Annotated in this window: 23 protein-coding genes and 1 pseudogene; 12 read left to right on the plus strand and 12 right to left on the minus strand. The window is 66.2% G+C overall.

What is annotated here, in order from left to right:
* Nucleotides 1-51 precede the first annotated feature (51 nt).
* The 6 genes and pseudogenes from AC5Y7V_RS29145 to AC5Y7V_RS29170 all read left to right on the plus strand — a co-directional run bounded on the left by AC5Y7V_RS29145 (nucleotide 52) and on the right by AC5Y7V_RS29170 (nucleotide 4,817).
* Entirely contained in the window at nucleotides 52-810 is a 759-nt protein-coding gene (locus AC5Y7V_RS29145) for a 3-hydroxyacyl-CoA dehydrogenase (protein WP_011331213.1), read from the plus strand.
* Nucleotides 807-1,307 (plus strand): MaoC family dehydratase, encoded by a 501-nt coding sequence (locus AC5Y7V_RS29150; protein WP_011331212.1) that lies wholly within the window; start codon nucleotides 807-809, stop codon nucleotides 1,305-1,307. Before AC5Y7V_RS29145 ends, AC5Y7V_RS29150 begins: the two co-directional genes overlap by 4 nt.
* Nucleotides 1,308-1,328: 21 nt before the next feature.
* On the plus strand, nucleotides 1,329-2,483 hold the full coding sequence (locus AC5Y7V_RS29155; protein WP_011331211.1) for an acetyl-CoA C-acetyltransferase: 1,155 nt from the start codon (nucleotides 1,329-1,331) through the stop codon (nucleotides 2,481-2,483).
* Nucleotides 2,484-2,487: 4 nt separating this feature from the next.
* On the plus strand, nucleotides 2,488-3,249 hold the full coding sequence (locus AC5Y7V_RS29160; RefSeq protein WP_011331210.1) for an enoyl-CoA hydratase: 762 nt from the start codon (nucleotides 2,488-2,490) through the stop codon (nucleotides 3,247-3,249).
* Between the two features lie 28 nt (nucleotides 3,250-3,277).
* Nucleotides 3,278-3,934 (plus strand): annotated as a pseudogene (locus AC5Y7V_RS29165) (AMP-binding protein); the annotation flags it as partial.
* Between the two features lie 124 nt (nucleotides 3,935-4,058).
* Nucleotides 4,059-4,817, plus strand: coding sequence for a class I adenylate-forming enzyme family protein (locus AC5Y7V_RS29170; RefSeq protein ID WP_327037321.1), 759 nt, complete (start codon nucleotides 4,059-4,061; stop codon nucleotides 4,815-4,817).
* 371 nt (nucleotides 4,818-5,188) lie between these two features.
* Here the strand turns inward: AC5Y7V_RS29170 and AC5Y7V_RS29175 are convergent, their stop codons facing one another.
* From AC5Y7V_RS29175 to AC5Y7V_RS29220, 10 genes are all read right to left on the minus strand, one after another.
* Nucleotides 5,189-5,815 (minus strand): tyrosine-type recombinase/integrase, encoded by a 627-nt coding sequence (locus AC5Y7V_RS29175; protein WP_011331207.1) that lies wholly within the window; start codon nucleotides 5,813-5,815, stop codon nucleotides 5,189-5,191.
* 30 nt (nucleotides 5,816-5,845) lie between these two features.
* Nucleotides 5,846-6,109, minus strand: a complete 264-nt coding sequence (locus AC5Y7V_RS29180; RefSeq protein ID WP_225330463.1) for a site-specific integrase — start codon at nucleotides 6,107-6,109, stop codon at nucleotides 5,846-5,848.
* A 130-nt stretch (nucleotides 6,110-6,239) separates the two neighbouring features.
* A complete protein-coding gene (locus tag AC5Y7V_RS29185) occupies nucleotides 6,240-6,419 on the minus strand; it encodes a hypothetical protein (protein WP_499883492.1) in 180 nt (59 codons plus the stop codon).
* 183 nt (nucleotides 6,420-6,602) lie between these two features.
* A complete protein-coding gene (locus tag AC5Y7V_RS29190; RefSeq protein WP_499883493.1) occupies nucleotides 6,603-6,755 on the minus strand; it encodes a hypothetical protein in 153 nt (50 codons plus the stop codon).
* A 109-nt stretch (nucleotides 6,756-6,864) separates the two neighbouring features.
* Complete coding sequence (locus AC5Y7V_RS29195; RefSeq protein ID WP_499883494.1) at nucleotides 6,865-7,230, minus strand: type I secretion protein TolC; 366 nt, start codon at nucleotides 7,228-7,230, stop codon at nucleotides 6,865-6,867.
* Entirely contained in the window at nucleotides 7,227-8,864 is a 1,638-nt protein-coding gene (locus AC5Y7V_RS29200) for a PPE domain-containing protein (RefSeq protein WP_499883495.1), read from the minus strand. Before AC5Y7V_RS29200 ends, AC5Y7V_RS29195 begins: the two co-directional genes overlap by 4 nt.
* A 14-nt stretch (nucleotides 8,865-8,878) precedes the next feature.
* The gene (locus tag AC5Y7V_RS29205) at nucleotides 8,879-9,184 is read right to left on the minus strand and encodes a hypothetical protein (RefSeq protein ID WP_499883496.1); all 306 of its coding nucleotides are present in this window, start codon (nucleotides 9,182-9,184) and stop codon (nucleotides 8,879-8,881) included.
* Nucleotides 9,185-9,253: 69 nt separating this feature from the next.
* Complete coding sequence (locus AC5Y7V_RS29210) at nucleotides 9,254-9,559, minus strand: YbaB/EbfC family nucleoid-associated protein (protein WP_499883497.1); 306 nt, start codon at nucleotides 9,557-9,559, stop codon at nucleotides 9,254-9,256.
* A 13-nt stretch (nucleotides 9,560-9,572) separates the two neighbouring features.
* Nucleotides 9,573-11,129 (minus strand): DUF4226 domain-containing protein, encoded by a 1,557-nt coding sequence (locus AC5Y7V_RS29215; protein ID WP_499883498.1) that lies wholly within the window; start codon nucleotides 11,127-11,129, stop codon nucleotides 9,573-9,575.
* A 37-nt stretch (nucleotides 11,130-11,166) separates the two neighbouring features.
* Nucleotides 11,167-12,042 carry a DUF2637 domain-containing protein gene (locus tag AC5Y7V_RS29220; protein WP_499883499.1) on the minus strand — a complete coding sequence of 292 codons (876 nt, stop codon included), beginning with the start codon at nucleotides 12,040-12,042 and terminating at the stop codon, nucleotides 11,167-11,169.
* A 793-nt stretch (nucleotides 12,043-12,835) separates the two neighbouring features.
* Between AC5Y7V_RS29220 and AC5Y7V_RS29225 the strand changes: the two genes are divergently transcribed.
* Nucleotides 12,836-14,680: a hypothetical protein gene (locus AC5Y7V_RS29225; protein WP_499883500.1), complete on the plus strand. Its 1,845-nt coding sequence runs from the start codon at nucleotides 12,836-12,838 to the stop codon at nucleotides 14,678-14,680.
* Nucleotides 14,681-14,692: 12 nt separating this feature from the next.
* Here AC5Y7V_RS29225 and AC5Y7V_RS29230 read toward each other — a convergent pair whose 3' ends face one another.
* Entirely contained in the window at nucleotides 14,693-14,956 is a 264-nt protein-coding gene (locus tag AC5Y7V_RS29230) for a hypothetical protein (protein WP_499883501.1), read from the minus strand.
* Between the two features lie 246 nt (nucleotides 14,957-15,202).
* On the opposite strand from AC5Y7V_RS29230, the gene AC5Y7V_RS29235 reads away from it, so the two are divergent.
* From AC5Y7V_RS29235 to AC5Y7V_RS29245, 3 genes are all read left to right on the plus strand, one after another.
* The gene (locus AC5Y7V_RS29235) at nucleotides 15,203-15,781 is read left to right on the plus strand and encodes a hypothetical protein (RefSeq protein ID WP_499883502.1); all 579 of its coding nucleotides are present in this window, start codon (nucleotides 15,203-15,205) and stop codon (nucleotides 15,779-15,781) included.
* Nucleotides 15,782-17,240: 1,459 nt separating this feature from the next.
* Entirely contained in the window at nucleotides 17,241-18,212 is a 972-nt protein-coding gene (locus tag AC5Y7V_RS29240; RefSeq protein ID WP_499883503.1) for a ParA family protein, read from the plus strand.
* A 266-nt stretch (nucleotides 18,213-18,478) separates the two neighbouring features.
* On the plus strand, nucleotides 18,479-18,820 hold the full coding sequence (locus AC5Y7V_RS29245; protein WP_499883504.1) for a hypothetical protein: 342 nt from the start codon (nucleotides 18,479-18,481) through the stop codon (nucleotides 18,818-18,820).
* A 113-nt stretch (nucleotides 18,821-18,933) separates the two neighbouring features.
* Here AC5Y7V_RS29245 and AC5Y7V_RS29250 read toward each other — a convergent pair whose 3' ends face one another.
* On the minus strand, nucleotides 18,934-19,899 hold the full coding sequence (locus AC5Y7V_RS29250; RefSeq protein ID WP_499883505.1) for a pentapeptide repeat-containing protein: 966 nt from the start codon (nucleotides 19,897-19,899) through the stop codon (nucleotides 18,934-18,936).
* Between the two features lie 307 nt (nucleotides 19,900-20,206).
* Between AC5Y7V_RS29250 and istA the strand changes: the two genes are divergently transcribed.
* Together istA and istB are read left to right on the plus strand one after the other, a co-directional pair.
* Nucleotides 20,207-21,439, plus strand: coding sequence for an IS21 family transposase (gene istA / locus AC5Y7V_RS29255; RefSeq protein ID WP_499883506.1), 1,233 nt, complete (start codon nucleotides 20,207-20,209; stop codon nucleotides 21,437-21,439).
* On the plus strand, nucleotides 21,436-22,239 hold the full coding sequence (gene istB, locus AC5Y7V_RS29260; protein WP_499883507.1) for an IS21-like element helper ATPase IstB: 804 nt from the start codon (nucleotides 21,436-21,438) through the stop codon (nucleotides 22,237-22,239). The genes istA and istB overlap by 4 nt, the downstream gene beginning before the upstream one ends.
* The last annotated feature ends 4 nt before the right edge of the window (nucleotides 22,240-22,243 follow it).

Consider the following 22,243-nt stretch of genomic DNA (forward strand, 5'->3'; position numbering starts at 1 on the left):
CTCACTTTGTCAAAAACCCGATGTTCTCAACCTATTTCGTCAGGAGTATTCATGCATATCACCGGAACCAACGCACTCGTCACCGGCGGAGCCTCGGGCCTCGGACTGGCCACCGTCACCGCCCTCGCCAAGTCGGGCGCCCGGGTAATCGCCGTCGACCTGCCCACCGCGAACACGGATGCGCTGGCTGCTCTCGGCGACACCGTGGAATTCGCTCCGGCGGATGTCACCGACGAGGCCGCGGTCACCGAGGCGGTCGAGCGCGCCAACGCGGAGTCCTCACTGCGAATCACCGTGAACTGCGCCGGCATCGGCAACGCCGTCAAGACCGTCGGTAAGAACGGACCGTTCCCGCTGGCCGAATTCGAGAAGATCGTCAAGGTCAACCTGACCGGAACCTTCAACGTCATCCGCCTCGCCGCGCACGCGATGTCGCAGAACGAGCCCGTCGACGGCGAGCGCGGCGTGATCGTCAACACCGCCTCGGTCGCGGCCTTCGACGGGCAGATCGGACAGGCCGCGTACTCGGCATCGAAGGGCGGGATCGTCGGCGCCACCCTGCCGATCGCCCGCGACCTGGCGTCGCTGCTGATCCGGGTGAACACCATCGCGCCCGGCCTGTTCAAGACCCCGCTGCTGGGCACGCTGCCCGAGGCGGCTCAGATTTCGCTGGGACAGCAGGTGCCGCACCCGAACCGGCTCGGCGACCCCGCCGAGTACGCGCAGCTGGTCGAGGCGATCGTGACCAACCCGATGCTCAACGGCGAAACCATCCGCCTCGACGGCGCGATCCGCATGGCGCCGCGGTGAAACCCGTCGGCGTGCAGGTGGGATCGCACCATGAGCACACACGCCTTGTATACGCCGAGGACCTGGGCATCGGCCAGCGTTTCGACTTGGGCTCACACACGGTGACCGAGGCCGAACTCGTCGACTTCGCCACCCACTGGGATCCCCAGTGGTTTCACATCGACCGGGCGGCGGCGCAGGACGGCCAGTTCGGTGGCCTGATCGCCAGTGGAATCCACACGTTGGCGATCCTGCAACGGCTGACATTCGACGCAGTGGGGCACAGCTGGGCGGCCATTGCCGGGCGCGGCATCCGAGATCTGCGGTTCCGCCGTCCCGTGCGTCCAGGAGACGTGCTGACCGGCACCGTCGTCATCGACGACATCCAGTTCGACGACCGGGCACGCGCCCTCGTCACCACCGAGAGCACCGTGGTCGACAGCGAAGGCCGCGTCGTGCTGACCGTCCTGCTCGACGCCTACCTGCACTCGCGCACACGTCAACCATCGACCACCTGAGACGACGATTCGGAGACATCAATGCCAGAGGCATACATCATCGACGCGGCACGCACCCCGGTAGGCCGCCGCCGCGGCGCACTGGCCGCCGCACACCCGGTCGACCTCGCGGCCCATGTGATCGGCGCACTCGTCGAACGCAACGGTGTCGACCCCGCGTCGGTCGACGACGTGATCCTCGGCTGCCTGGACAACATCGGTCCGCAGGCGGGCGATATCGCCCGCACCGCGGCCCTCGCTGCGGGCCTGCCCGAGACAGTGCCCGGCGTGACCATCGACCGCCAGTGCGGATCCTCGCAACAGGCTGTACATTTCGCCGCGCAGGCCGTGATGAGCGGCACCGCCGACCTCATCGTCGCGGGCGGGGTGCAGAACATGAGCCAGATCCCACTGATGTCGTCGGTCACCGCGGGCGAGGCGTTCGGCGTGCGCGACCCCTACTCGGGCTCGACGAGGTGGCGGGCCCGCTACGGGGACGAGACGATCTCGCAGTTCCGCGGCGCCGAGATGATCGCCGAAAAGTGGGGAATCGACCGGGAGGCGATGGAGCAGTACGCCCTGGAAAGCCACCGCCGGGCGCTGCAGGCGATCGCCGGCGGACGCTTCGCCGCCGAGATCCTCCCCTACCAGCAGATGACGACCGACGAAGGACCGCGCGCCGACACCACACCGGAGAAGATGGCCGCCCTGCCGAGCCTCACGCCGGGGGGGCGCTTGAGCGCCGCGGTCGCCAGCCAGATCTCCGACGGCGCCTCGGGCATGCTCATCGCCTCCGCCGAGGCGGTACGCCGCCACGACCTGGCTCCGCGGGCCCGGATCCATCACCTGACCGTGCTCGGCGCCGATCCGGTCATGATGCTCGCCGCACCGATCCCCGCCACCGAACGGGCACTCGAGCGGACCGGCATGCGCATCGACGACTTCGACGTGTTCGAGGTCAACGAGGCGTTCGCCCCGGTCGTGATGGCGTGGTTGCAGGAGACCGGCGCCGACCCGGAGCGGGTGAACCCCAACGGCGGCGCCATCGCTCTCGGCCACCCGATCGGCGCCACCGGCACCCGGCTGATGACCACCATGCTGCACGAACTCGAACGCTCCGGCGGACGCTACGGGTTGCAGACCATGTGCGAGGGCGGCGGACAAGCCAACGTCACCATCATCGAGCGGCTCGGCTGATCCGATGACCCCGACCGCTATCCGGACCGTCCGCACCGGCCGCCTGCTTCACATCACGATCGACCGGCCCGGCCGCATGAACGCCCTCGGCGTCGACGACCTGGTCGCACTCGACACCGCGATCAGCGGGGCGGAAGCGACCGGTGCCCGCGCGATCGTGCTCACCGGCGCGGGAAGAGCCTTCTGCACGGGAGCGGATCTGACCGCGGTGACGGGCGAGGAACCCGAGGTGGTGATGGACGCCGCGAACCGGGTGATCCGCGGCATCGTCTCCGCGCCGGTCCCCGTCATCGCCGCCGTCAACGGCCCCGCGGTCGGGTACGGAGTGGCGCTCGCCTGCGCCGCAGACCTCACCTACGCCGCCGAAAGCGCGTATTTCCTGTTGTCGTTCACCAGCATCGGGCTGATGCCCGACGGCGGCGCGACCGCGCTCGTCGCCGCGGCGATCGGCCGGGCGCGGGCTACAGAATTAGCGCTGCTCGGGCAGCGGCTTTCCGCCACCGACGCCGCCCAGACCGGCTTGGTGGCCCGGATCCTGCCGGATGACCAGCTCGCGGCCCATGTCGAGGCCGTCGCCGGCACGCTGGGAGCCGGGCCGCGGCGCGCCCTCGAACTGACCAGACGGGCGCTCGCCGCGTCCACCCTGGGCCACCTCGACCACGCCCTCGAGCGTGAACGAGCCGGACAGATCGAACTCATCGGCACACCGGATTTCGCCGAGGGCGCCGACGCCGTCCTCACCAAACGTCCCCCCACATTTGCTTAGCAGACCACCCGCCGATCATAGGAGAATCATGGCAACCCTTGGTGGACAACTGACATTGAACGCACGCCGCCACCCGGACCGGCCCGCGCTGATCTTCGAGGGCGTCGAGCGCAGCTACGGGCAGCTCGACCGGGAAATCAACCAGTACGCCAACGCGCTGCTGTCCCTCGGCGTGCAGAAGGGCGACCGCGTGGCGGTGCTGTCGCCGAACTCCGACCGCTTCCTCCTCGCGCTGTACGGCGCGTTCAAGGTCGGCGCGATCGTCTCCCCGTTCAACCCGCGGTCCACGGCCCGGGAGCTGGCGTATCTGCTCGAGGACTCCGGCGCGTCGGTGCTGCTGTTCGGTGGGGACACCGTCGCGGCGGTGCGGGACCTGGCCAAGCTGGAGCAGGCGCCCGCTGCCCCGGCGCTTTCGCTGGACGGCGCGGACGGCTTCGACGATTTCGTCCAGCTGGCGTCCTCCATGCCGGACAGCGACCCACAGGTCGAGGTGCGCGAGGACGACGACTGCATGATCATCTACACCTCCGGCACCACCGGGAAACCGAAGGGTGCGCTGTTCGATCACCACCGGCTGCTGTGGGTCGGCCACGCGGTGTCCTCGCTCGGCGTCAACTCCTTCGACCGGAACCTGCACGTGGCACCGATGTACCACTGCGCCGAACTGGTGCTGTTCGTGCTCAGCGGCTTCTCGATGGGCACCACCCACGTCGTGTTGCCGGCATTCGAGCCCGCCGCCGTCCTCGACGCCCTCGATCGAGCGATACCGGATCACCGTCTTCCTCGGTGTTCCCACCATGTATCAGATGATGTTGACGGTCCCCGACCTCGAGCGGCGCGACCTCTCGCACTGGCGGCTCGGCTTCTTCGGGGCGGCACCGATGCCGCCGACTGCGGTCGCGAAACTCGTGACGACCTTCCCGGACGTCGGCTTCTTCCAGCTGTGCGGGCCGACCGAGGGTGGCCCCACCGGCATCTACTCCACGCCTGACGAGGTCGCCGTCCGTCCCGATGCGACGGGACGCTGGCCGATCACGAATGCCGAGTTCCGGCTGGTCGATCCGGATGGCAACGATGTCCCGACGGGGATGACCGGCGAGATCATCCTGCGCGGCGAGACCATCATGAAGGGCTACTGGAACAAGCCCGAGGCCACCGCCGAGACCATCCGAGACGGGTGGCTGCACACCGGGGACCTCGCCGTCCGCGACGCCGACGGTTTCATCACGATCGTCGACCGGCTCAAGGACATGATCATCACCGGCGGCCGCAACGTCTACTCGATCGAGGTCGAGAACGCCCTCGCGGGGCACCCCGACGTCCAGGACGTTGCCGTCGTCGGCCTGGACCACGCCACATTCGGGGAGACCATCGTCGCGATCGTGACCCCGGTTCCCGGTCGCGAGGTGACCCTCGAGGAGCTGCGGACGTACGCCGCCGAATACGTCGCGGACTACAAACTGCCGCGCGATCTGATCGTCCGTGACATCCCGCGCAACCCTTCCGGCAAGATCCTCAAACACGTTCTCCGCAGTGAGATTCGGGACGACTCCGCGCAACGCACGTAGACCGACGGACGACTCCGGCACATTCGAGTTCCCGGGAACCACGACGCCGTCCATATCCGATACGGCCTGACCGAAGCCGCGCTCCCGCGCGCTCATCTCCCACGGCTGTTCCAACCCCGGCGAGGTCTCGCGCGACCTCACGGCCCTACTCTCGGCCGTGCCCCCGCCGGATCCGACAAACACCACGACCACGCACGCCCGGCAGCGGCTATGAGTTCCCGGACGCGGAAGACCACACCCATCGACGGTGCCGCACTTGATTGGTCTCTTTCGGCCCCCCTCGAGCAGATGCGCTCGGGCCGAACAGTCAAGGTGCTGAACAAGATACGCAGACACGCGCCGGAACTCGTCACCGTCAGCTACTGAGAGATTCAGCGGGAGCGCCGCCGCGCAGCGGGATCGGTCTCGGCCTGCCAGCGCCCCAGCGCCTCGGCGGAGACCTTCGCGTATTTGACCAGGCTGCGCACCGAGGTGTGTCCGCTCAACGCCATCAGCATCGGCGTGGAAGCGCCCTTCTCTGCGGCGTGGGTCAGTCGCGAGTGCCGCAGCTGGTGCAGCGTGAACGGTCCGCGTCGCATCCCTTCGGTGTGCTCCTCGAGGAGCGTCGCGGCGCGGCGGTAGGAAAGTCGGGCGCGGCCGGTCGAGTTGTCGGTGTCGGTCTTGGCGACCGACGGCTTGGCTTTGCGGTCGGTCAGGAACAGCGGCCCGGACTTCCGTCCGGCGATCAGCCGGGGCAGCGGCCGTGCGGTGCCGGTCTGCCAATAGATCACCTCGCGGGCGCCGCCCTTGCGGGTGACCGTGGCGCATCGGTTCACGGTGTCCAGGTCCTCGATGTCGAGATTCAGGATCTCCTCCGCCCGCGCGGCGGACTCATACAGCATCGACCAGAACACCCGCTCGCGCAGGGCCGCGTCCATGCCCAGCAGCTCCGCAACCTCGGCGGCGGTCATCGCCTTGCTGTTGTCCGGCGCACTCGGCCGCGCCCGCAGGCGCGACACCGGATCGCCGGTCAGCCACTGTTGATCGCGTCAGTAGGCGCACGCCGCCGACACCGCGGTCAGCCGGAGGTTGTAGGTCTTGGGGGCCTTGTCGCCCCACACGTAGTCGAACCACCCCGACACCCGATCCGGGTTCAACAACCCGACATCGCCGTCCGCGCCGAAGTCGCGCACCATCCGATCCAACGCCGAGGCGTAGGCGCGGCGGGTGTTCACCGCCGCGATCGTGCCCAGAAAGGTCCGCGTCGCGTCCGCCAGCCGGATCCCGGCGGCCCGCGCCGGTAGCGAGCTCACCGATCCCACCCCGACCGCCCTTCAGCACTACGGCAGATAGTTTCCGGAGTCGCCCATCTCCGGAACGACCATCGCGGCAGGACGACTCACGAGTTACGGCAGATAGTACGCTACTATCTGCCGTAAATCCTTAGCGCCGGATTTCGAGAATCTGCTCCCCGACCCCCAAAACAGGCTGGGTAAGCCAGCACATCGAGCAGCGCAGCAGGTGGCGGCCGAGATCGCCGCCCGGGCTGCGCGCAAGCGGACGGCCGCCGCCGAGGCCGAGCGCCAGGCCCGCGCCGAGCTCGTCGCGCGCGTGCGGGGCCACCACTGATGACCCCGGGTCACAACTACGGGCTGCCGCGCGCTTCGCACGCTTGCCACTGGCGCGCCAATCTGGTTACACCCCAGTCTATTTCACCAGCAAGGAGTGACCCGCACGGGATGCGGCTGCAGAACGCCGCGCCCCTGGCGGGCTGTCCCGCAACTTTCTGCCGCCGGTAGAGCGCCGTCAGACGTGCTGTCTCACGGCGTCGGTGATCCGCGCGAAGAGGATGCCGTGGGGTGAATCGTCATCGTTGACGCCCGCATCAATCACGACACGCGGAATACCCCAGCGGGCAAGCATCATTTCGGCGTTAGGAACTTTCGGCGTAAACACCATCAAGATCAGGCTCTATACGCTCCAGGCGTCTGACTGGGACAGCGGCATCGGTGGATTGTTGGGTTTCTCGGATCGTCTGCGCGCAGAGCTATTTCACGGGGCGGGACAGTTAGGCGTCAGGTGGTGGCGGCGCGATATACCGCTCACCGGTGACGTCGGGGTCGAACCGTGGATCGGTGGGAACCAGATAGGTCACGAACAGTCCGTGCATGTGTTCGGTGAGCTGCTTGCGGGTTTCGCGCAGCACAGCGGTGATGAGTTCTTCGAGTTCAACGTTGGTGTAGGTGCTCATCGCCTCGGGTGCGATGTCGAGGTCGATGAGGTCGCCGTTGCTGTCGAAGCGCGCGCGCACGTCGTCGTGCAGAGATGGGATGTTGATTCCCTCCACGGCGTCGAGGAAGGCTTTGTTGCGGGCGCGCATGTGCGCCAACGCGGCCTCGGCCTGGGCGACGTACTGATCGTCGGTCAGCGTCATGTCTGCTTATCTCTTCTCTCAGAACGTGATTCGCGTGCCTCGACCCTGCCTTTGACCGGCTCGGCATTCGGTGGGGTCGTTGGGCGCAGCCGCTTCTCTTCATAGAGTCGCTTGTCGTCCTCACCACCTCCGCCGCCGCGGCCGGGCCCACCCATCATCGGCGGCATCATGCCACCCATGGGTGTACCCATCCCAGCACCGGTGCCGGAGCCGCTCAGCGATGGAGCGCCCGTTCCGACTGTAGGAGCCGGCGCGGCGGCCGGGGCGGCCGCCGCCGAAGCCGGCGCGGCGGCAAGGGGCCCATCCCCGGCCGAAGCGGGTTCGGTATCCCCTGGCTCGGAGCCGCCCCCGCCCCCGCCCAGCCCGAGGTCTCCCGGGCCGCTGCCCTCACCCAAGGACGGGTCCGACCCACCGGGTTGCCCGCCTGCGAGCCCTTGTAGCGCCGAGGCGCCGCCCTGAGCCAGTCCACCGACGAGCTGGGTGCCGGTCTGCTGAACTTTCTCCGCGGCGCCGCTGAGCGCCCCGAGCAGGCCGCCCGCCGCGCCGGCCACCACACCGAACACCGTAGGCAACAGCGTCTGCATCAGGTCTCCGCCGCCGGCAGGATCACCCAGCGCGCCCAGGGCGTCGCCGGCCGGACCCGTGCCGCCGCCCAAGGCGTCACCGGTACCGGGCTCAGATCCCTCTTCGGTCCCAGGTGCTGAGCCTGGCTGCCCGTGTCCGGGCGCCCCAGCAGGTGTAGTGGTTGCGACGCCCGGCTCCAGGGGCTTGGCTTGCAGCTGCCCGCCGGCGGTGTAGGTGCCATAGCTGCTGACCGCTTGCTGGTGTGCCGCAGCCAAAGCGGTCTGCAGTTGGGTGACCGTGGCGGTGTAGCGGCCTCCGCTGTTGGCGTTCGCCGCAGCCGCCGCCCGTAGACGCTGTTCCAAATCGGTGAAGTGCTCCGGGGTGGGGATGTTGGCGCGGGCCTGGCGAAAGTTGTTGGCCTGCACTGTCGCATCGCGTGACAGGGCGCGCGATTGATCGGCGTGGCGAGAGTAGGTCGACTCCAGCGCGGCCAAGTGTGTGCTGGCCTGTGCTGCGGCCGTAGAGTCCCAGTTCTGCTCACTGGTCCAGCGGGCTGAGCGTACCGATTGTGCGGCCGAGTCCAGTTGAGCGGCATGGGCATTCAACGCCTGCGCGGCGGTCTCTAGGGCTTCTGGACCGGGACCGCCGTGCACGAGGGCGGCGATCTCCTTGCCGGACGTCGGCTGCACACCCGGAGTCGGAATCGGAGGCGCCACCATTGGTGGATCGCCGATCGACGGGGGGTCACCGATCGGGACGGAGGGGGCGCGTCCCCGGGATCGGCTGGCCAGGGACGCGGCGTTGGCCTGCTCCTGCTCCTCGTAGGTGGTGGCGTTGCTGTTCATCCGTGATCCGGCTTGGGCGGTCTTGTGATTGACCGCCGCGGTGGCGTTGACCAGCTCACTGATCGACGCCGATAGCGCGTAGGCGATCTTCACCGAGGTCGAGTCCGCCGCGCACGGCGTGACTGCCGGCGGGGATGCTGCCGCCGCGGAGCTGGCCCCGGACAGGCCAGCCCCGGCGGCGCGGACACCGTCGGGGTCGATGAAGAGATTTGCGCTACTAGCCATGAAGGAACCTAGATCTACGTTCGCAGCGTCTGCTGATTCTCATGCTCCTGATCGGCGTAGGTCTGCAGATCACGGCGGATGTGGTGGGCCACGGCCTGGGCGTTGGCCGCCAGTCGCTGGCCGAGGTCATGGCGGGCGGCCAAGGTGTCGGCGTAGGCCTGCCCCACTGTCGACGAGCCGATCTTGCCGAAGGCGTGTCGGGCAGATTCGAGGGTGTCAGGGTCAGCGGCCATGCGCCGAGCTGCTTCCGCACTTTCGTTGTCCCACCAGGAGGCGTGGTCCTCCCATGCCTCGAAGTCCACCGTCAACCGGTTGGCCATGGTCCAGTCCTTTCACTCAACGGGTTTGTTTGCCCAGCGTAACCCCAGTGTCCGGCGGTTAGCGCGGCCCTAAAAATCCAAATATCGGGCGCGATAGGCGGCGATCTCGGACTCACTGGGATAAGTGTCGTCCGGCGGCATATCAGCACCGAGTTCGTTCATACGCTGCCGCTGGGCGAAGCGGGCCCGCATGAGCGCCAGCCGATGCAGATGCATCAGGCGCTCCGACAGGGTCTCTGCCGACCAGGTGGCGTTGACCTCCGGCTCGAGCTGCACCCGCACCACACCACCAGTGGCGTCCAGCTCCACCAGCAGCGCCCCGGTGCGCGCGGTCTCGACGTAGGTACGTTCCTGCGTCTCGGCTTCTGACTGCATCCTGCGGGCTCCCCTATGCCGTGTGGTTACCGGTCGGCGGCGCCGCGGTAACCGAAGCTGACGCCGGTGTGCCGGTTGCTGGCGCCGGCACGCTCGCCTGCGTCCCGCCCCCGGCTGCCGGCGGTCCGGTCCAGCCTAAGAAGTCCGGCGAGCTGGGCAGCGCCGAGACAGGTTTGAGCTGGCCATCTAGCCAAATCTTGCCATTGCCCATATACATCACCGCGGGTTTGGCCTCGAACTGGGCGTAATCGCCGGGGCGCAGGCTGTTGCGGTCGACCGGGTTCATCACCGGTGAGCCTGCCGGGGCGATCTGATCACCGTAAGCCGCGCTCACCGACTTGCCCTCCAGCACGGCCTTCAAGGCCGCTTCGCGCTGGTCATCAGGAACTGTTACCGAAGTTCCGTCCGGCAGCGAGACCGTGTGGGCCGCCGGGGCCGCTGCCGGTGCGGCAGCCGCCGCGGTGGTGCCCACCGGCTCTGCGGGGGCCGGGTCGGCCGGGCTCTTGGTGTCGGTTTTGCCGGGGTCGGGCTTGCCGGCGTCGTCAGTCTTGCCCCCATCGTCCTTGAACTGCGTGTCTTCGGGCTTGTCACCCTTGCCCTCACCCTTGGTGTCGGAGAACTTGTCGTCCGGGCCGTTCTGGTCCTGTCCGGTCTTGTCCCCGAACTGGGAGGCCAGACCCGGCAGGGCGGAGCCTAGGCCACCAAGAGCACCGCCCAGGGAATCCAGCGGGGATCCCCCACCGCCGAGACCCCCGAGCATGCCTGGCAGCGCCGAGCCCAGCCCGGCCAACGACGACATCGGATCCATGCCCCCCATGCCCATCGGACCCATACCGGCCAGTGGATCGTTCAGCGGGTCGCCGCCAGCACCAGGATCTGCCGGTGCACCCGCGCCGCCTCCGGCGTCGGCCAGCGGTGGCGCGGCGTCGCCGCCCCCGCCTCCGCCTGAGGAGTCTCCACCGGATCCGCCCGCGCCGGAGGAGTCTTTGTCTCCCCCACCAGATTTGGGACCGTTGGTGCGGTACTCCTGGCCCAGGGCATCCATGATGGCTGCCTGCGTCTTGGCGTCGACCTGCGAATCGCTGAGTAGCTTCTGGATTTCGCCGAACTTCTGATCCATGTACTTCTGGAACGCCATCACCGAGGCCGGGTCGCCCATCTCCGGGGCGATCTGCTTGGACTTGGCCTGAATGTCGGCCAGGATCGCGTTGACCTTGTCACGGGCCTGCTGATTCGACTCGAAAATCTGCTTGAGTAGCGTGGCCAGCTTGTCATCGGTGAGGGCCGCGCCGTCGACGTTCTTGTTGTGCTGGTCGCCAGCGTTGGCCGCACCGTCGTTCAGTCCGCCCGCGTTGCCCGGTGGCGGGGCCGGAGCTGGCGGGGGTGCGGCCGGCGGCCCGCCGGGCCCGTAGAGCGCAGTGTTGGTGCGCTGCAACGGGGTCTGGGACGGTGGATGATCGTCGTCGGCGAATACGCGACCCACCGCGGTCACTACCTTGACGGCGTTCTCGACCGCCGGTTCGAGCACGTCCTGCACAATGTTGGGAAGACTCGGAAGGCCAAAAGTCACGAGCGGACGTCCTCTCTGTTCACCACGTCGCTGCTATCTATGACGCTAAGCCCGGCTGACCCCCGATAGCTACGGGCATAGGAACTAACTCCGGATGCTCGCGTACCACCTCAGTAGCGCTCTGGCGGATGCGGGCGATGACATCGTGGTGGCCCACACCGACCTCCTCGCCGATGGCACGTAGCGACATCTCTGGGCGCACCTCGAACAGCCGCCACAACGCCTGACTGAGCGTGGTTTCGGAGTGGTTGGTCAACCGGCCCCGGCGGTGGATCTCGCGGGCCAACGCCAGCCACCGCTGGCCGCGGTCCTGGTCCGCCCGGGCCGGCACCTCAACGGTGCGACGCGGCTGCGGGGCGCTCGCGGCACGGGAAGGGTTGAACCGCCACAAGATCTGGACCGCGTGGGTACTGCCCAAAATTCCGGCGGGAGGCACGCACGCCACGGCGAACGCCAACGCGGTCGGCAGCGGTGCTGTGGCCGGGAGGATGGCGTGGAGAGCGTTGCCGCCGATGCTGACTAGCGCACCCACGCCGAGCATGGCCCAGAAGAACTGCCTGTTCTTGCGCTGGTCGGGGTACGCCGCCGTCGCCAAGATGCCCATCGTCGCCAACACGATTGCGCCATCAACGATTCCGGGCCACAAAAAGGGCAGCCAGCCAGTCCAGCTGCCCGTGCGCCGAGCGAGATCACTGAGCGCGGCGAACGACAGGATAAAGCTGGAGATGGCGATGGCCGCGGTGATCGCCACTGCCACTGCTCTACTGGCCCGGACCAGGGCCGGAGCGCCAACATCGGGAGGGCTGCCATCGGCCTCCGGTTCAAGCCAAGCCATCGTGCTAGTGGGCAGGGAGTTGAGGCCAGACTGGTCCTGCTCCTCGTCGATGAAGGTCGTGCTGTCCACTGCGGTCATGCCTCGCTGCTTTCAGGAAGGTGCGCTCAGTACAGGAGTCGCATCGCGTGAGTAGGTCGAACCCTGCCGAAGCCCGGGTGGGTTCGCCGGCGGCTAACCTGATCTAACAACGCTGCCGCTGCTGCAGCTACGCCCGAAGAAAGTCGGTGTCGCGGCGCCGCTGCCCTTGTGCGCGGCCCGTGCTGATTCTTGAGGTCGGGTTGCGAACGCACGATTCTCGGGCGGTGCGAGGGGAGGTCATCGCGGGGCACGCGGCGGCAGCGGCTCGACGCACCGTCGCGAAAAACCTGGATGTGACCAGGCGTGTCTGGTCGGTTAAACCGACCACCTCATGACAAACTCGGCTGCAACAACATGAGACCCAGGAGGCACATCTACCCCGTTACACCACACCCTGCGTGGCGACACCATGCGGGAAGGGCTGGTCCCCTAAAAGACGAAAGCCCCGCCGAAGCGGGGATTTCGCACATCTGAACCGAAGGGCCAACTTCGGTTCTCTAGGGACCGCCACAACCGAATCTCCGAGACCGATTTTGGGGCCAGTTACTAGCCGGTGAAGGCCAGCAGCTGGCTCCAGGATAAAGGACACCTGTGTGAGCCGCAATAGCGCAGTCAACCCTGCGCACATACAAGGCTGCCGGCTTCCGAATCGCGCTGCCCGCAACCACACTCGGGCGGCCCGACCATGACGGCGGCGGCCGCCGCAGACGCGCCCCACCTTGCTACTGCGTCATCAGCTCGATTGGTGTGGAAACGTCTTACTCCGCTGGTCGCTGCGCCAGGCCGATCGCGTATGCGGTTGTGCAGCAAGCAGACCGGGAAGTTCAGCGACACATCGAGACGTACCGACCGGCTCCCGGCGCGCCCTGCCGCGGTCTACCTCTACAGCCATCGCCGCACCGACATGCTGTGGCTCGACTTCGATGCAAAACGTCATGGCAGTGCGGCCGTGGAGGCCGACATGACTGCTGCAGCGGCGTGGTTGACCGAGTGTGGTGGCGCCATCATCGCAGACCGGTCCACTAGTGGGGGCGGGCACCTGCTGTGCCCGCTCGCGATCGGGACCTCCGCGTCAGTTGACGAAATCGTGCCCCTAGTCCGTCTTTTGGCCGCACGGCTCCCCACGCTCGACATCACGCCCAACACGAACCCGGAGACCGGGTGCATGACCCCGCCGGGTAGCCCCTGCCGAGAAGGTGGCTACCGGCAGCTGGTCGGGACCCTGGACGACGCCGTCGCAACGATGACCACGCGCTCGGAGCCAGACCTGTTACCCCGCCTCTGCATGTTGCTCGGCGCGTTCAAGGCCCGCGTACCAGCGCAACGCTCTGCTACCGCAGCCGATGTCGGTGACCGCAGCGCCTATCTCCACGGCAGCGGCGAATGCCAGACCATCGCGGCCCCCTACCTCCGAAGCGACCCGATGCCCGCCGATGTGGTCGCTTACGCCACTCGTGGCGTTATCGCGCCCACCCGGCCGACCTGGCAGTCCAACCATGAAGCCCGCATGTCGGTCGTCACACAGGCGGTAGCCCGCGGGCACAGCCTGGCCAGTCTGCGCGCCATGACCGCCCCGGGTGGACCGTGGGAACACGGACTGGGCGCCGCGTATCGGCGGTATCACTCGCGGGCAGATGGGGCGCTGGCCCGCGACGTCGACAAAGCCACGACCTGGCTGATCGAGAACGTCTTGAAATCCTCTCCCCCGCGGCACAAGAGTAAGAACTCACCGGGGGGGCACAGGGGGTACCGGGGGCCCCAGCCTCTGCGGGCCTGGCTGGCTAATGCGCTTGCCTGGGCTGACCGAGAATTCGCCGGCCAGCGCTACCGCTGGACCGTGCACTCGGTGCTGCAAGGAGTCGCGTTCTATGCCCTGGTGGCAGGAGAACAACGGGCGGGAACGTGGCTGGTAGGCGTAGGTGGACGTACGTTGTCGCTGAGCGCAGGACTACTGAGCGAAGACACCATCTGGAGGGTCCTCGCTGATCTGAGGGATCGACCTGGATCCCCCCTGATCTTGGTGCGCAAGCACATCGGAACCGAACCGGACGTCTACGCGCTGACCAGCCAGAACGTGGTGACCCGGACTGCCGCCGCCGCGGAGCGAGTCAGAGTCGAACCGGTACACGATGCATGGATCGTCGTGGGTCACCATCTTCGCCGAATCTACGAGCTGGTGGTCCACCACGGGCTGACGTCGCGAGCTGATCTTTATGCCGCTGCAGGACTCCCCCGCGCCACAGCCGACAGCATGATCGCTGACCTCCAGGTCATCGGGCTCATCGCGGCGACAGGCAGGGGGAAAGTGGCGCCGGCCAATACTGCACTCGACGACATCGCCGCGAGGCACCAACTGCAGCTGAGACGCGAAGAACGTGTCACTAAGCACCGGGAGGAAAGGACGGCCTGGAGGTGTTGGCTGGCCGATCGAGAACAGCAGCACGGCATCGAACTACCCGAGAAGACTCCTGAGGGGCTACCGGGCGTGGCCAGCGCGCCAGCTGACGAATTGGAGCACTCGGCGTGGCTGGAAGCCGTAATGGCCACCGGCCCGCCCGATCATGGTGATGGACGCGATGATCTGCACGCGATCGAGCTGATCGCGGAATTGCTCGGCGGACGAATCGTCGCCGCGTAGCCGCCTGGCGGGTTAGGACGCTCGGGCCTGCGGCGCCAACTCCTGCGAAGTAGCGTCCTGACAGAACGCATGCGCCTGTGCGATGAGAGCGTCGAGTGCCGGCGCGATCATCTCGGCGATCTTCGTGCCGTGGGCGTCGGCGAACTGTTTGAGTGCCTTGTGGTCCGCCTCGCTGACGCGACGGGCGACTATCTTCTCCTTGGCGCGGACCTCCCGGCTGCGCCAGTCGGGGCGCCGCCGGCGAGGAGTGGTGGCCTGTGCCGTATTTTCCGCCATCATCCGCTCCAATCGCCGTTCGCCGTCCCACCCCTGCCTGCTCTGAGGTGCGCATATGTCGGATTAACCGACATGAATCACTGTAGCGGGTACCGCGCCTGCGCAGGCGAAATGAAGTCGGCGTGTCGACATGCGCATCGAATGTCGGAAAATAAAGCATAACAGCAGGTCGGCAGCCCCTGGCTAGCCGACCGATAGCGGCTATAGTGAGAGCCCGCACAACGTATCGAGCAGCGAGGGGGCCGCGTGAGCTCAACGCCCCCCTCCCGCCCAATCCGCCCGACCGTCTCCTTGGCGCAGGCGGCAAAGCTGCTCGGAAAAGACTGGCGGACCGTCAAACGGCTAGTCGAAAGCGGTGACCTCGAAGGCGGTTCGACGCTCGACGGCAAACGCCCCACCTATTACGTCTACGCCGATCAGCTGGCACAGCCAGGGCTCCCAGTGGGATCGCCGGATCCGAGCGACCTCGTCGAGGCCATCGCACGGCTACAACGAGAGCTGGAGGAGTCCCGAACCGCAGAAGCCCACGCCCGCGAGGGTGAAGCGCGTGCCCGGGCCGCCGCCGCTGCCACAGAGGAAACCAACCGACTGCTGCAGGCCAACCAGGCGATCCTGCTCGGCGCAGTCCGCGAGTTCCAGCACGCGAGCGATGATGCGGCCGCCTTGGTCGACGACTACCGCGCTCTCGCCGATCGGCACCGGTCGGTCGCCGGCCAATATCGGGACGCCGCGACGGGCTTCGCGAAGGCAGCCGAGAACTATCAAGACATCCTCGGGCGTCTGCTTACCCCCGACGATGCCAGCTCCTTGACTGACCCACGCTAGAAGTCACCTGCGGGCGATGTCCCCTCCCGTTCAGCGGGTAGTCCGTTTGTTCCGGTGCGCTCACTGCCGTGCTCCACGGTTCGACCGCTGCGACATGCGAAAACGGTCCAGATGGCCCGTAGGGGCGAGAACCTGGTGCGGCGCTTGTCAGGGGCGCGGAAATGGGTCTGGATCGCCTCAGCGGGGACGTGGGCGCCTCCTAGATGTTGTCGGCCTCGGCGACCGTCGGCGACTTATCCGAAAAGGCCAGGTCACCGCCTACGGAGCGTGTGCGGGCGATCTTGGAGCGCCGCCATATACGCCGCCGACGGAACAGTATGGCCCGCCATGTGCATCACCGCAGTACCCCATGCTTAGCCTCAGGTTAGAAGAATCGCGGTGCGCACCGGTCGGACCTATGCGAGGCCCCCGGCGGTGTGGATCGCTGGTGCCCTCACTCGAATCCCCACTGCCGTGCACATGGTGCGCAGTCTTCGTCACCACATCTGGTCATGGGTCGCTAACCAGGCGTGCTGCCCTGCCTAGGCGTGTGCATGAGCAGGAGTCGTGCAGACCACTCCTCGATCAACACCGCACGACGCCGTGCGACAGGCGGCGGCGCCAACTGTCGGACAGACCCGCTTAAACCCAGATCCACAAGCAACGCCGAGAGTCCGCGGAAAGGTGCGGCTCGAAGTAGATGCCGCTGCTCTGTATTCACCACTCGTCGGTGCACATCACTAACCGCATAACCGAGGTACATCTGACGTATCCACCCATGTAGGGGGCGCAGCCTCTGTCGCGATGGCGATCACGGTTGTTGTAACACCGTTCTCTGGCGCTTGCATCACCGTACGGGGTGCGGCGATATGCGATGCACTGCACTAGGCACACTGTCAGGTATGTGCCGTGGCTATACAACCGGCGCCGCCTCTGGCCTGAATCGTGGTGTTTGCCCTGGCACGTGCTACGGCATTGCATCAGGTGGCATGTCAGGCAGTGCCACTGGCGGTGAACCGTGCGCTGAAACGCGCGTGGCTTCACGCTCTGAAACCCATCTTCATGCAGGCCAAGCGCATTGCAGGGGGCGGCAGTGGTTCGCGTGGTCGGCATTGCGTGGCGTGTGCAAACTGATGAGAAGTGGACTCTCGCGGGTGCATCCACATGAGCAGTTGTGCTGGGTCGCATGTGCCCGGCTGCATCCCGACTGGGACGGCCGCAGGGACGTGTGGCGCCATAGTGCCGGTTGTGAGTAGGGGAGTGGTCATCACCGCTCGGGACGGTGCTGAGCCGCGTGCGGGCGCCGAGGTGGTGTGTCACAGTTTGGTCACTGCGACGTACCCGGCGTGGCGTGGCGCTGCGTGTCCTGTTTGGCTCACTAGACTCTGCTGACCATGAACCGCAATGTGCCCGGAGCTGTCGCGTCGGATGGCGCACTGCGTGGGCAGTCATCCGTAATTCAACAGGCCAGGGGGCTTTCATGACCGAAAGCGTAACCGCCTGGGCCGCGCCTGTGCCGACGATCGAATGGGCGCGTCTGGGCCACGTATATGCGGTTGCTAACGGCAAGGGCGGCGTTGGCAAGACCACAACGACGGCGAATCTCGGGGCTTTGGTGGCCTCTGATGGTGCCCCGACCCTGATCATTGACCTCAACGGTCAGGGGAACATCGCGCACATTCTGGGGTTCGCCAACACCGAGCTTGATGACCACGGTCGGGGCCTATTCGGTGCCATCACTGGCGGCGCACCGCTCACGCCTGTCCAGAACGTGAGGGACAACCTTGATGTCATTCCTGGTGGTCCGTACGTACGGCGCATTGGTGCAGCGGTAGCCGGGGACATGATGTCTCAGGAGTCGGCGCCGTCTGTTCTTCTGTCCCTCGCGGACAGTCTTCAGCGGATCGCACACCGATATCAGCTGATCATCATCGATACCCCACCTGAGAATCCGCTTCTGCTGGAGCTGGCCCTGTGCGCCGCGAGGTTCATCGTGGTGCCAATGAAGACCGAGCTTATGTCGCAGTTCGGGCTCCGTGAGCTGGCCGGCGAGATCCGCAAGATGCGGGAGTACAACGAGTACCTCATGCTGCTCGGCGTGTTCGCATTTGCGTCAGGCACATCAGCCACGAAGGTGAGAAAGGAGATGAACGAGCAGATCGGGCGCGACCTTGGCGCCGACAACGATGTGATGATGTCGGCCTTCATCCGGCATTCAGAGGCCGTCGCCAACGACATGACAAAGTACGGCCGCGTCGCCCACGAGCTGGAACAAGAGATCGCCAACAACCCGAAGTACTGGGAACTGCGTAGCGGAACCGCCAAGAGCACTGCGGTAGTGAGCAGTACGTCCAAACCTGTAGCCCGCGATTTCGCCAAACTGGCGAAAGAGATCCTCACCCGGGCTGGCGCTCGACGCGCCGAAATGATCGAGCAAGGAGTGTGGCCGTGAGCAGCAAGCTGAAGCACCAAGACATACCCTCAGAGGACCTGTCGGACCTCGGCAGCCCCGCTCCCCGTGGGTCAGGACTCAGCGGATTGCTCGGAGGTTCGCCAACTCCACCCCTGCGTGAGCCGGCCGGTGAGACGCGAGTCGCCGCAGTTGAGCCAGGCGTCGAGGCGGAGGAGGGCCCTCGGGTGACAGCACCGCCCCGGACGGTCCGATCCCCGCGCCAGTCGAGCACACGGTCGCGTACGCGGCCGACGACGGCGGTTTACGTGAGCCAAGGCGTCAAGCAACGCTTCGAGGATTACCGGCACAAGGAGAAGAAGACGAATCTGCAGGTTGTCCTCGAAGCGATCACCGCCAAACATGCAGACCTCGCAGACATCATCAAAAAGTCTGAGGTGAGCACTGCGCCAGTTGGCGGTTCACTGTTTCCTGCCGACCCGTCGGCGGTGCGGTATCTGGGTGGCGGCAGTGTCCAGATCGGATTCAGTCCTACCCCCGAGCAGGAAAACGTGCTCGACACCCTCGGGCGCGAGCTCGGGTTCACCACGCGTAGCACCTGGATCGCCCCGGTCCTCAATGCCTTCCTGCCCGGAAAGAAAGACACATAGCACCCCAATGCCGGAACGCCGGCCGTCTGAGGCAGCACAACGCTTCCGCGTAGTCCCGGCCGTTGGTCTAGCCTCCGCGGGTAGTTAGGTGCGTGCGCCGTCGGTCCGAGCTGTTAGACGGGGGGACCGCACAGAGGGAGGCCGTCCGGGTATCCGTCCGGCTGCGACCCGCCGCGCCTTGCATGCCAGTCGTCCTCAAATGAGGTGTTGCGTGGGGTGCTCGGTGGCGGCGTGTAACCCGTCGGCCAGACGGTGGTTCTGTCGTCGTAATGCACGCCAGTCAGTGTTGAGGGGGCGTCCAGGTGTGCGCCGGTCAGATCGGCGCCGGACAGATCCGCTTGAGACAGGTCCAGGCCGCGCAGGTCTGCGTCACGCAGTTTTGCGCGGTTGAGCCACAGCAGTGGGACGTTGGGGGAGATCCCGTTGGGGACTAGATCTGGCTGCGAGCCCGGCAAATTGAACGCTGATAGGCGGGCACCTGTGAGGTCGGTTTCGCGCAGGTCCAGGTAGGCCCACATTCTGAGGCCGACGAGGCTGGCGTTCCGCAGGGATGAATCCGCCAGTGAGGTGAATCCCACCGTTGCGCGGTCCAGGACCGCGTCGCTGAGATCGGCGCCCGTCAGCAGCGCCAGGCTTAAGTCCGCGCCGGTCAAGTTCGCTCCGTCGAAGCGGAGTCTGGTGAAGTACTTGTCACCGTCGCCTCCTTCGTACCGGATGCAGTCGCTGTTGCGGCGCCGCACGTCCCGCAAATCTGCGTCTTCGAGATGGCTATACGAGAAATCTGCCTGGTCGATGTTGGTTTCCTGCGGCAGCCATGTCGAGAACCGGGCTTGACGCAGGTCAGCGTAGGACAGGTTCGTGGCACGTAGATCCGCGCCCTGCAGCTGTGCCTCCTTCAATCGTGCTCCAGTCGCGTCGACATTGACTAGGCATACTGATTGAAGATCGGGCGGGTTACCGCCGCTGTCCCACAGTCGACTTAGTTCGTATTCCCCGAGTTCAGGGATAGCCCTCGCCGGGTTTGATCGGGATGGGTCCGACGCCATCAGAGGATAGATCGGATCGGCAAGAATGGTCATCGCTACCCGCACGTCCTCTGCGGGACGTACCGCGTAAAAGTCGGAGTGAGGCAGGGCCCCGGCAGGTGTTCCAGCGCAGCGCGAGTCCGACAGCGGTGAATGGGTGCGTACGTACGCTGCAAACAGGTTCCGAGCCGCTTTCCGGTATTCCGGTGATTGGCGGGCTACCGATTGCAGCGCATACAGGCCACCAAGTCGAATGTCCAAGGTGGGATTGCCAATCTGGCTGACCGCCTGTGTTGGCGTCGGGTGAACACTGACCCCTAATCGTCGGCCGAATTTGGACCCCTCGGTTGATTCTGAGGATGTGATGTCAGTGGAGGATTGGGCTGAGATCCGCCGGTTGCACCGGTCGGAGGGGATGCCGATTAAGGCGATCGCCCGGGTGTTGGGCGTGGGCCGCAATACGGTGCGGCGAGCGTTGGCTGCGGAGGGGCCACCGAGGTATCAGCGCCCGGCGCAGGGCTCCAAGGTTGATGCCTTCGAGCCGGCGATTCGCGAGTTGTTGGCCGCGTATCCACGGATGCCGGCGACGGTGATCGCTGAGCGGATCGGCTGGTCGTGTGGGATCACGATCCTCAGGGATCGGGTGAGGGAGCTGCGACCGTTGTATCTGCCGCCAGATCCTGCTGGTCGCACGCAGTATGTGGCCGGCGAGTTGGCCCAGTGCGATCTGTGGTTCCCGCCGGTGGATATCCCGTTGGGGTTTGGTCAGGTGGGCCGCCCTCCGGTGCTGGTGATGGTCGCCGGGTATTCGCGGATGATCACCGCGATGATGCTGCCCAGCCGCCAGTCTGCTGACCTGTTGTGCGGGCATTGGGAGCTGCTGCAGCGATGGGATTGTGTTCCGCGGGCGTTGGTGTGGGACAACGAGTCTGCGGTCGGCAAGTGGCGGTGCGGGAAACCGGAACTGACAGCGCCGATGAACGCGTTCCGCGGCATGCTCGGGATCAAGATTGTGCTGTGCCGGCCGGCGGATCCTGAAGCCAAGGGGCTAGTGGAGCGAGCCAACGGCTATCTGGAGACGTCGTTTCTGCCTGGCCGGTCCTTCACCTCGCCGGCGCATTTCAACAAACTACTAACCACGTGGTTAGTAGTTTCCAACGCGCGAACCCATCGCAGTCTGGGCTGCCGACCCGTGGACCGGTGGCCCGCTGATGCTGCGGCGATGATCGATCTGCCACCCACACCACCGTCGGTGGGCTGGGCCTCTACGATACGGCTGGGTCGCGACCATTACGTGCGCTTGGACGCCAACGACTATTCGGTGCACCCGGACGTGATCGGCCGCAAAGTCACCATCACCGCCGATCTGAATACCGTACAGATCCACTGCGACACAACGCTGGTCGGTCAACACCAGCGTTGCTGGGCCAAGCACCAAACGATCAGCGACCCAGCCCATATCAGTGCCGCGGCCGAACTACGAACCCGCCGCCGGCTGATCCCGGCCGCACCTTCGGAAGACACAGGGGTCACCTACCGGAACCTGACCGACTACGACCGCATCCTCGGCATCGATGGCGAGGTCGCCTCATGACCACCAAGTCGGCCCCGACGATCAGCCGCGACATCGGCGCCGAGCTGGCGTTTTTGACCCGCGCCCTCAAAGCCCCATCACTGGCCGATGCCATCCCCAGGCTGGTCGAACGGGCCCGCGCAGAGAACTGGACCCATGAGGAGTTTCTCGCGGCATGCCTGCAACGCGAAGTCGCCGCCCGAGAGTCCCACGGCGGTGAGGGCCGCATCCGCGCTGCCCGGTTCCCCGCCCGAAAAGCGCTGGAGGAGTTCGACTTCGACTACCAACGTTCCCTCAAACGTGAACAGATCGCCCACCTGGGCACGCTGGACTTCATCGCTGGCAAGCAAAACGTCGTGTTCCTCGGCCCACCAGGGACCGGCAAAACCCACCTCTCGATCGGACTGGGCATCCGCGCCTGCCAAGCCGGACACCGCGTCGCCTTCGCCACCGCCGCACAATGGGTCGATCGCCTCGCGGCCGCCCATCACGCCGACCGACTGCAGGACGAGTTGATCAAACTCGCCCGCCTGCCACTGCTGATCATCGACGAAGTTGGATACATCCCCTTCGAACCCGAAGCAGCCAACCTGTTCTTCCAGCTGATCTCCGCCCGCTACGAACGCGCCAGCCTCATCGTCACCTCAAACAAGCCGTTCGGCCGCTGGGGCGAAGTCTTCGGCGACGACGTCGTCGCTGCCGCCATGATCGACCGCCTCGTGCACCACGCCGATGTGCTCTCCATGAAAGGAGACAGCTACCGACTCAAAGACCGAGACCTCGGCCGCGTCCCAGCGGCCACAACCACCAAACAAACCTAACGAG

Source organism: Mycobacterium sp. NGS34, from assembly GCF_059812845.1.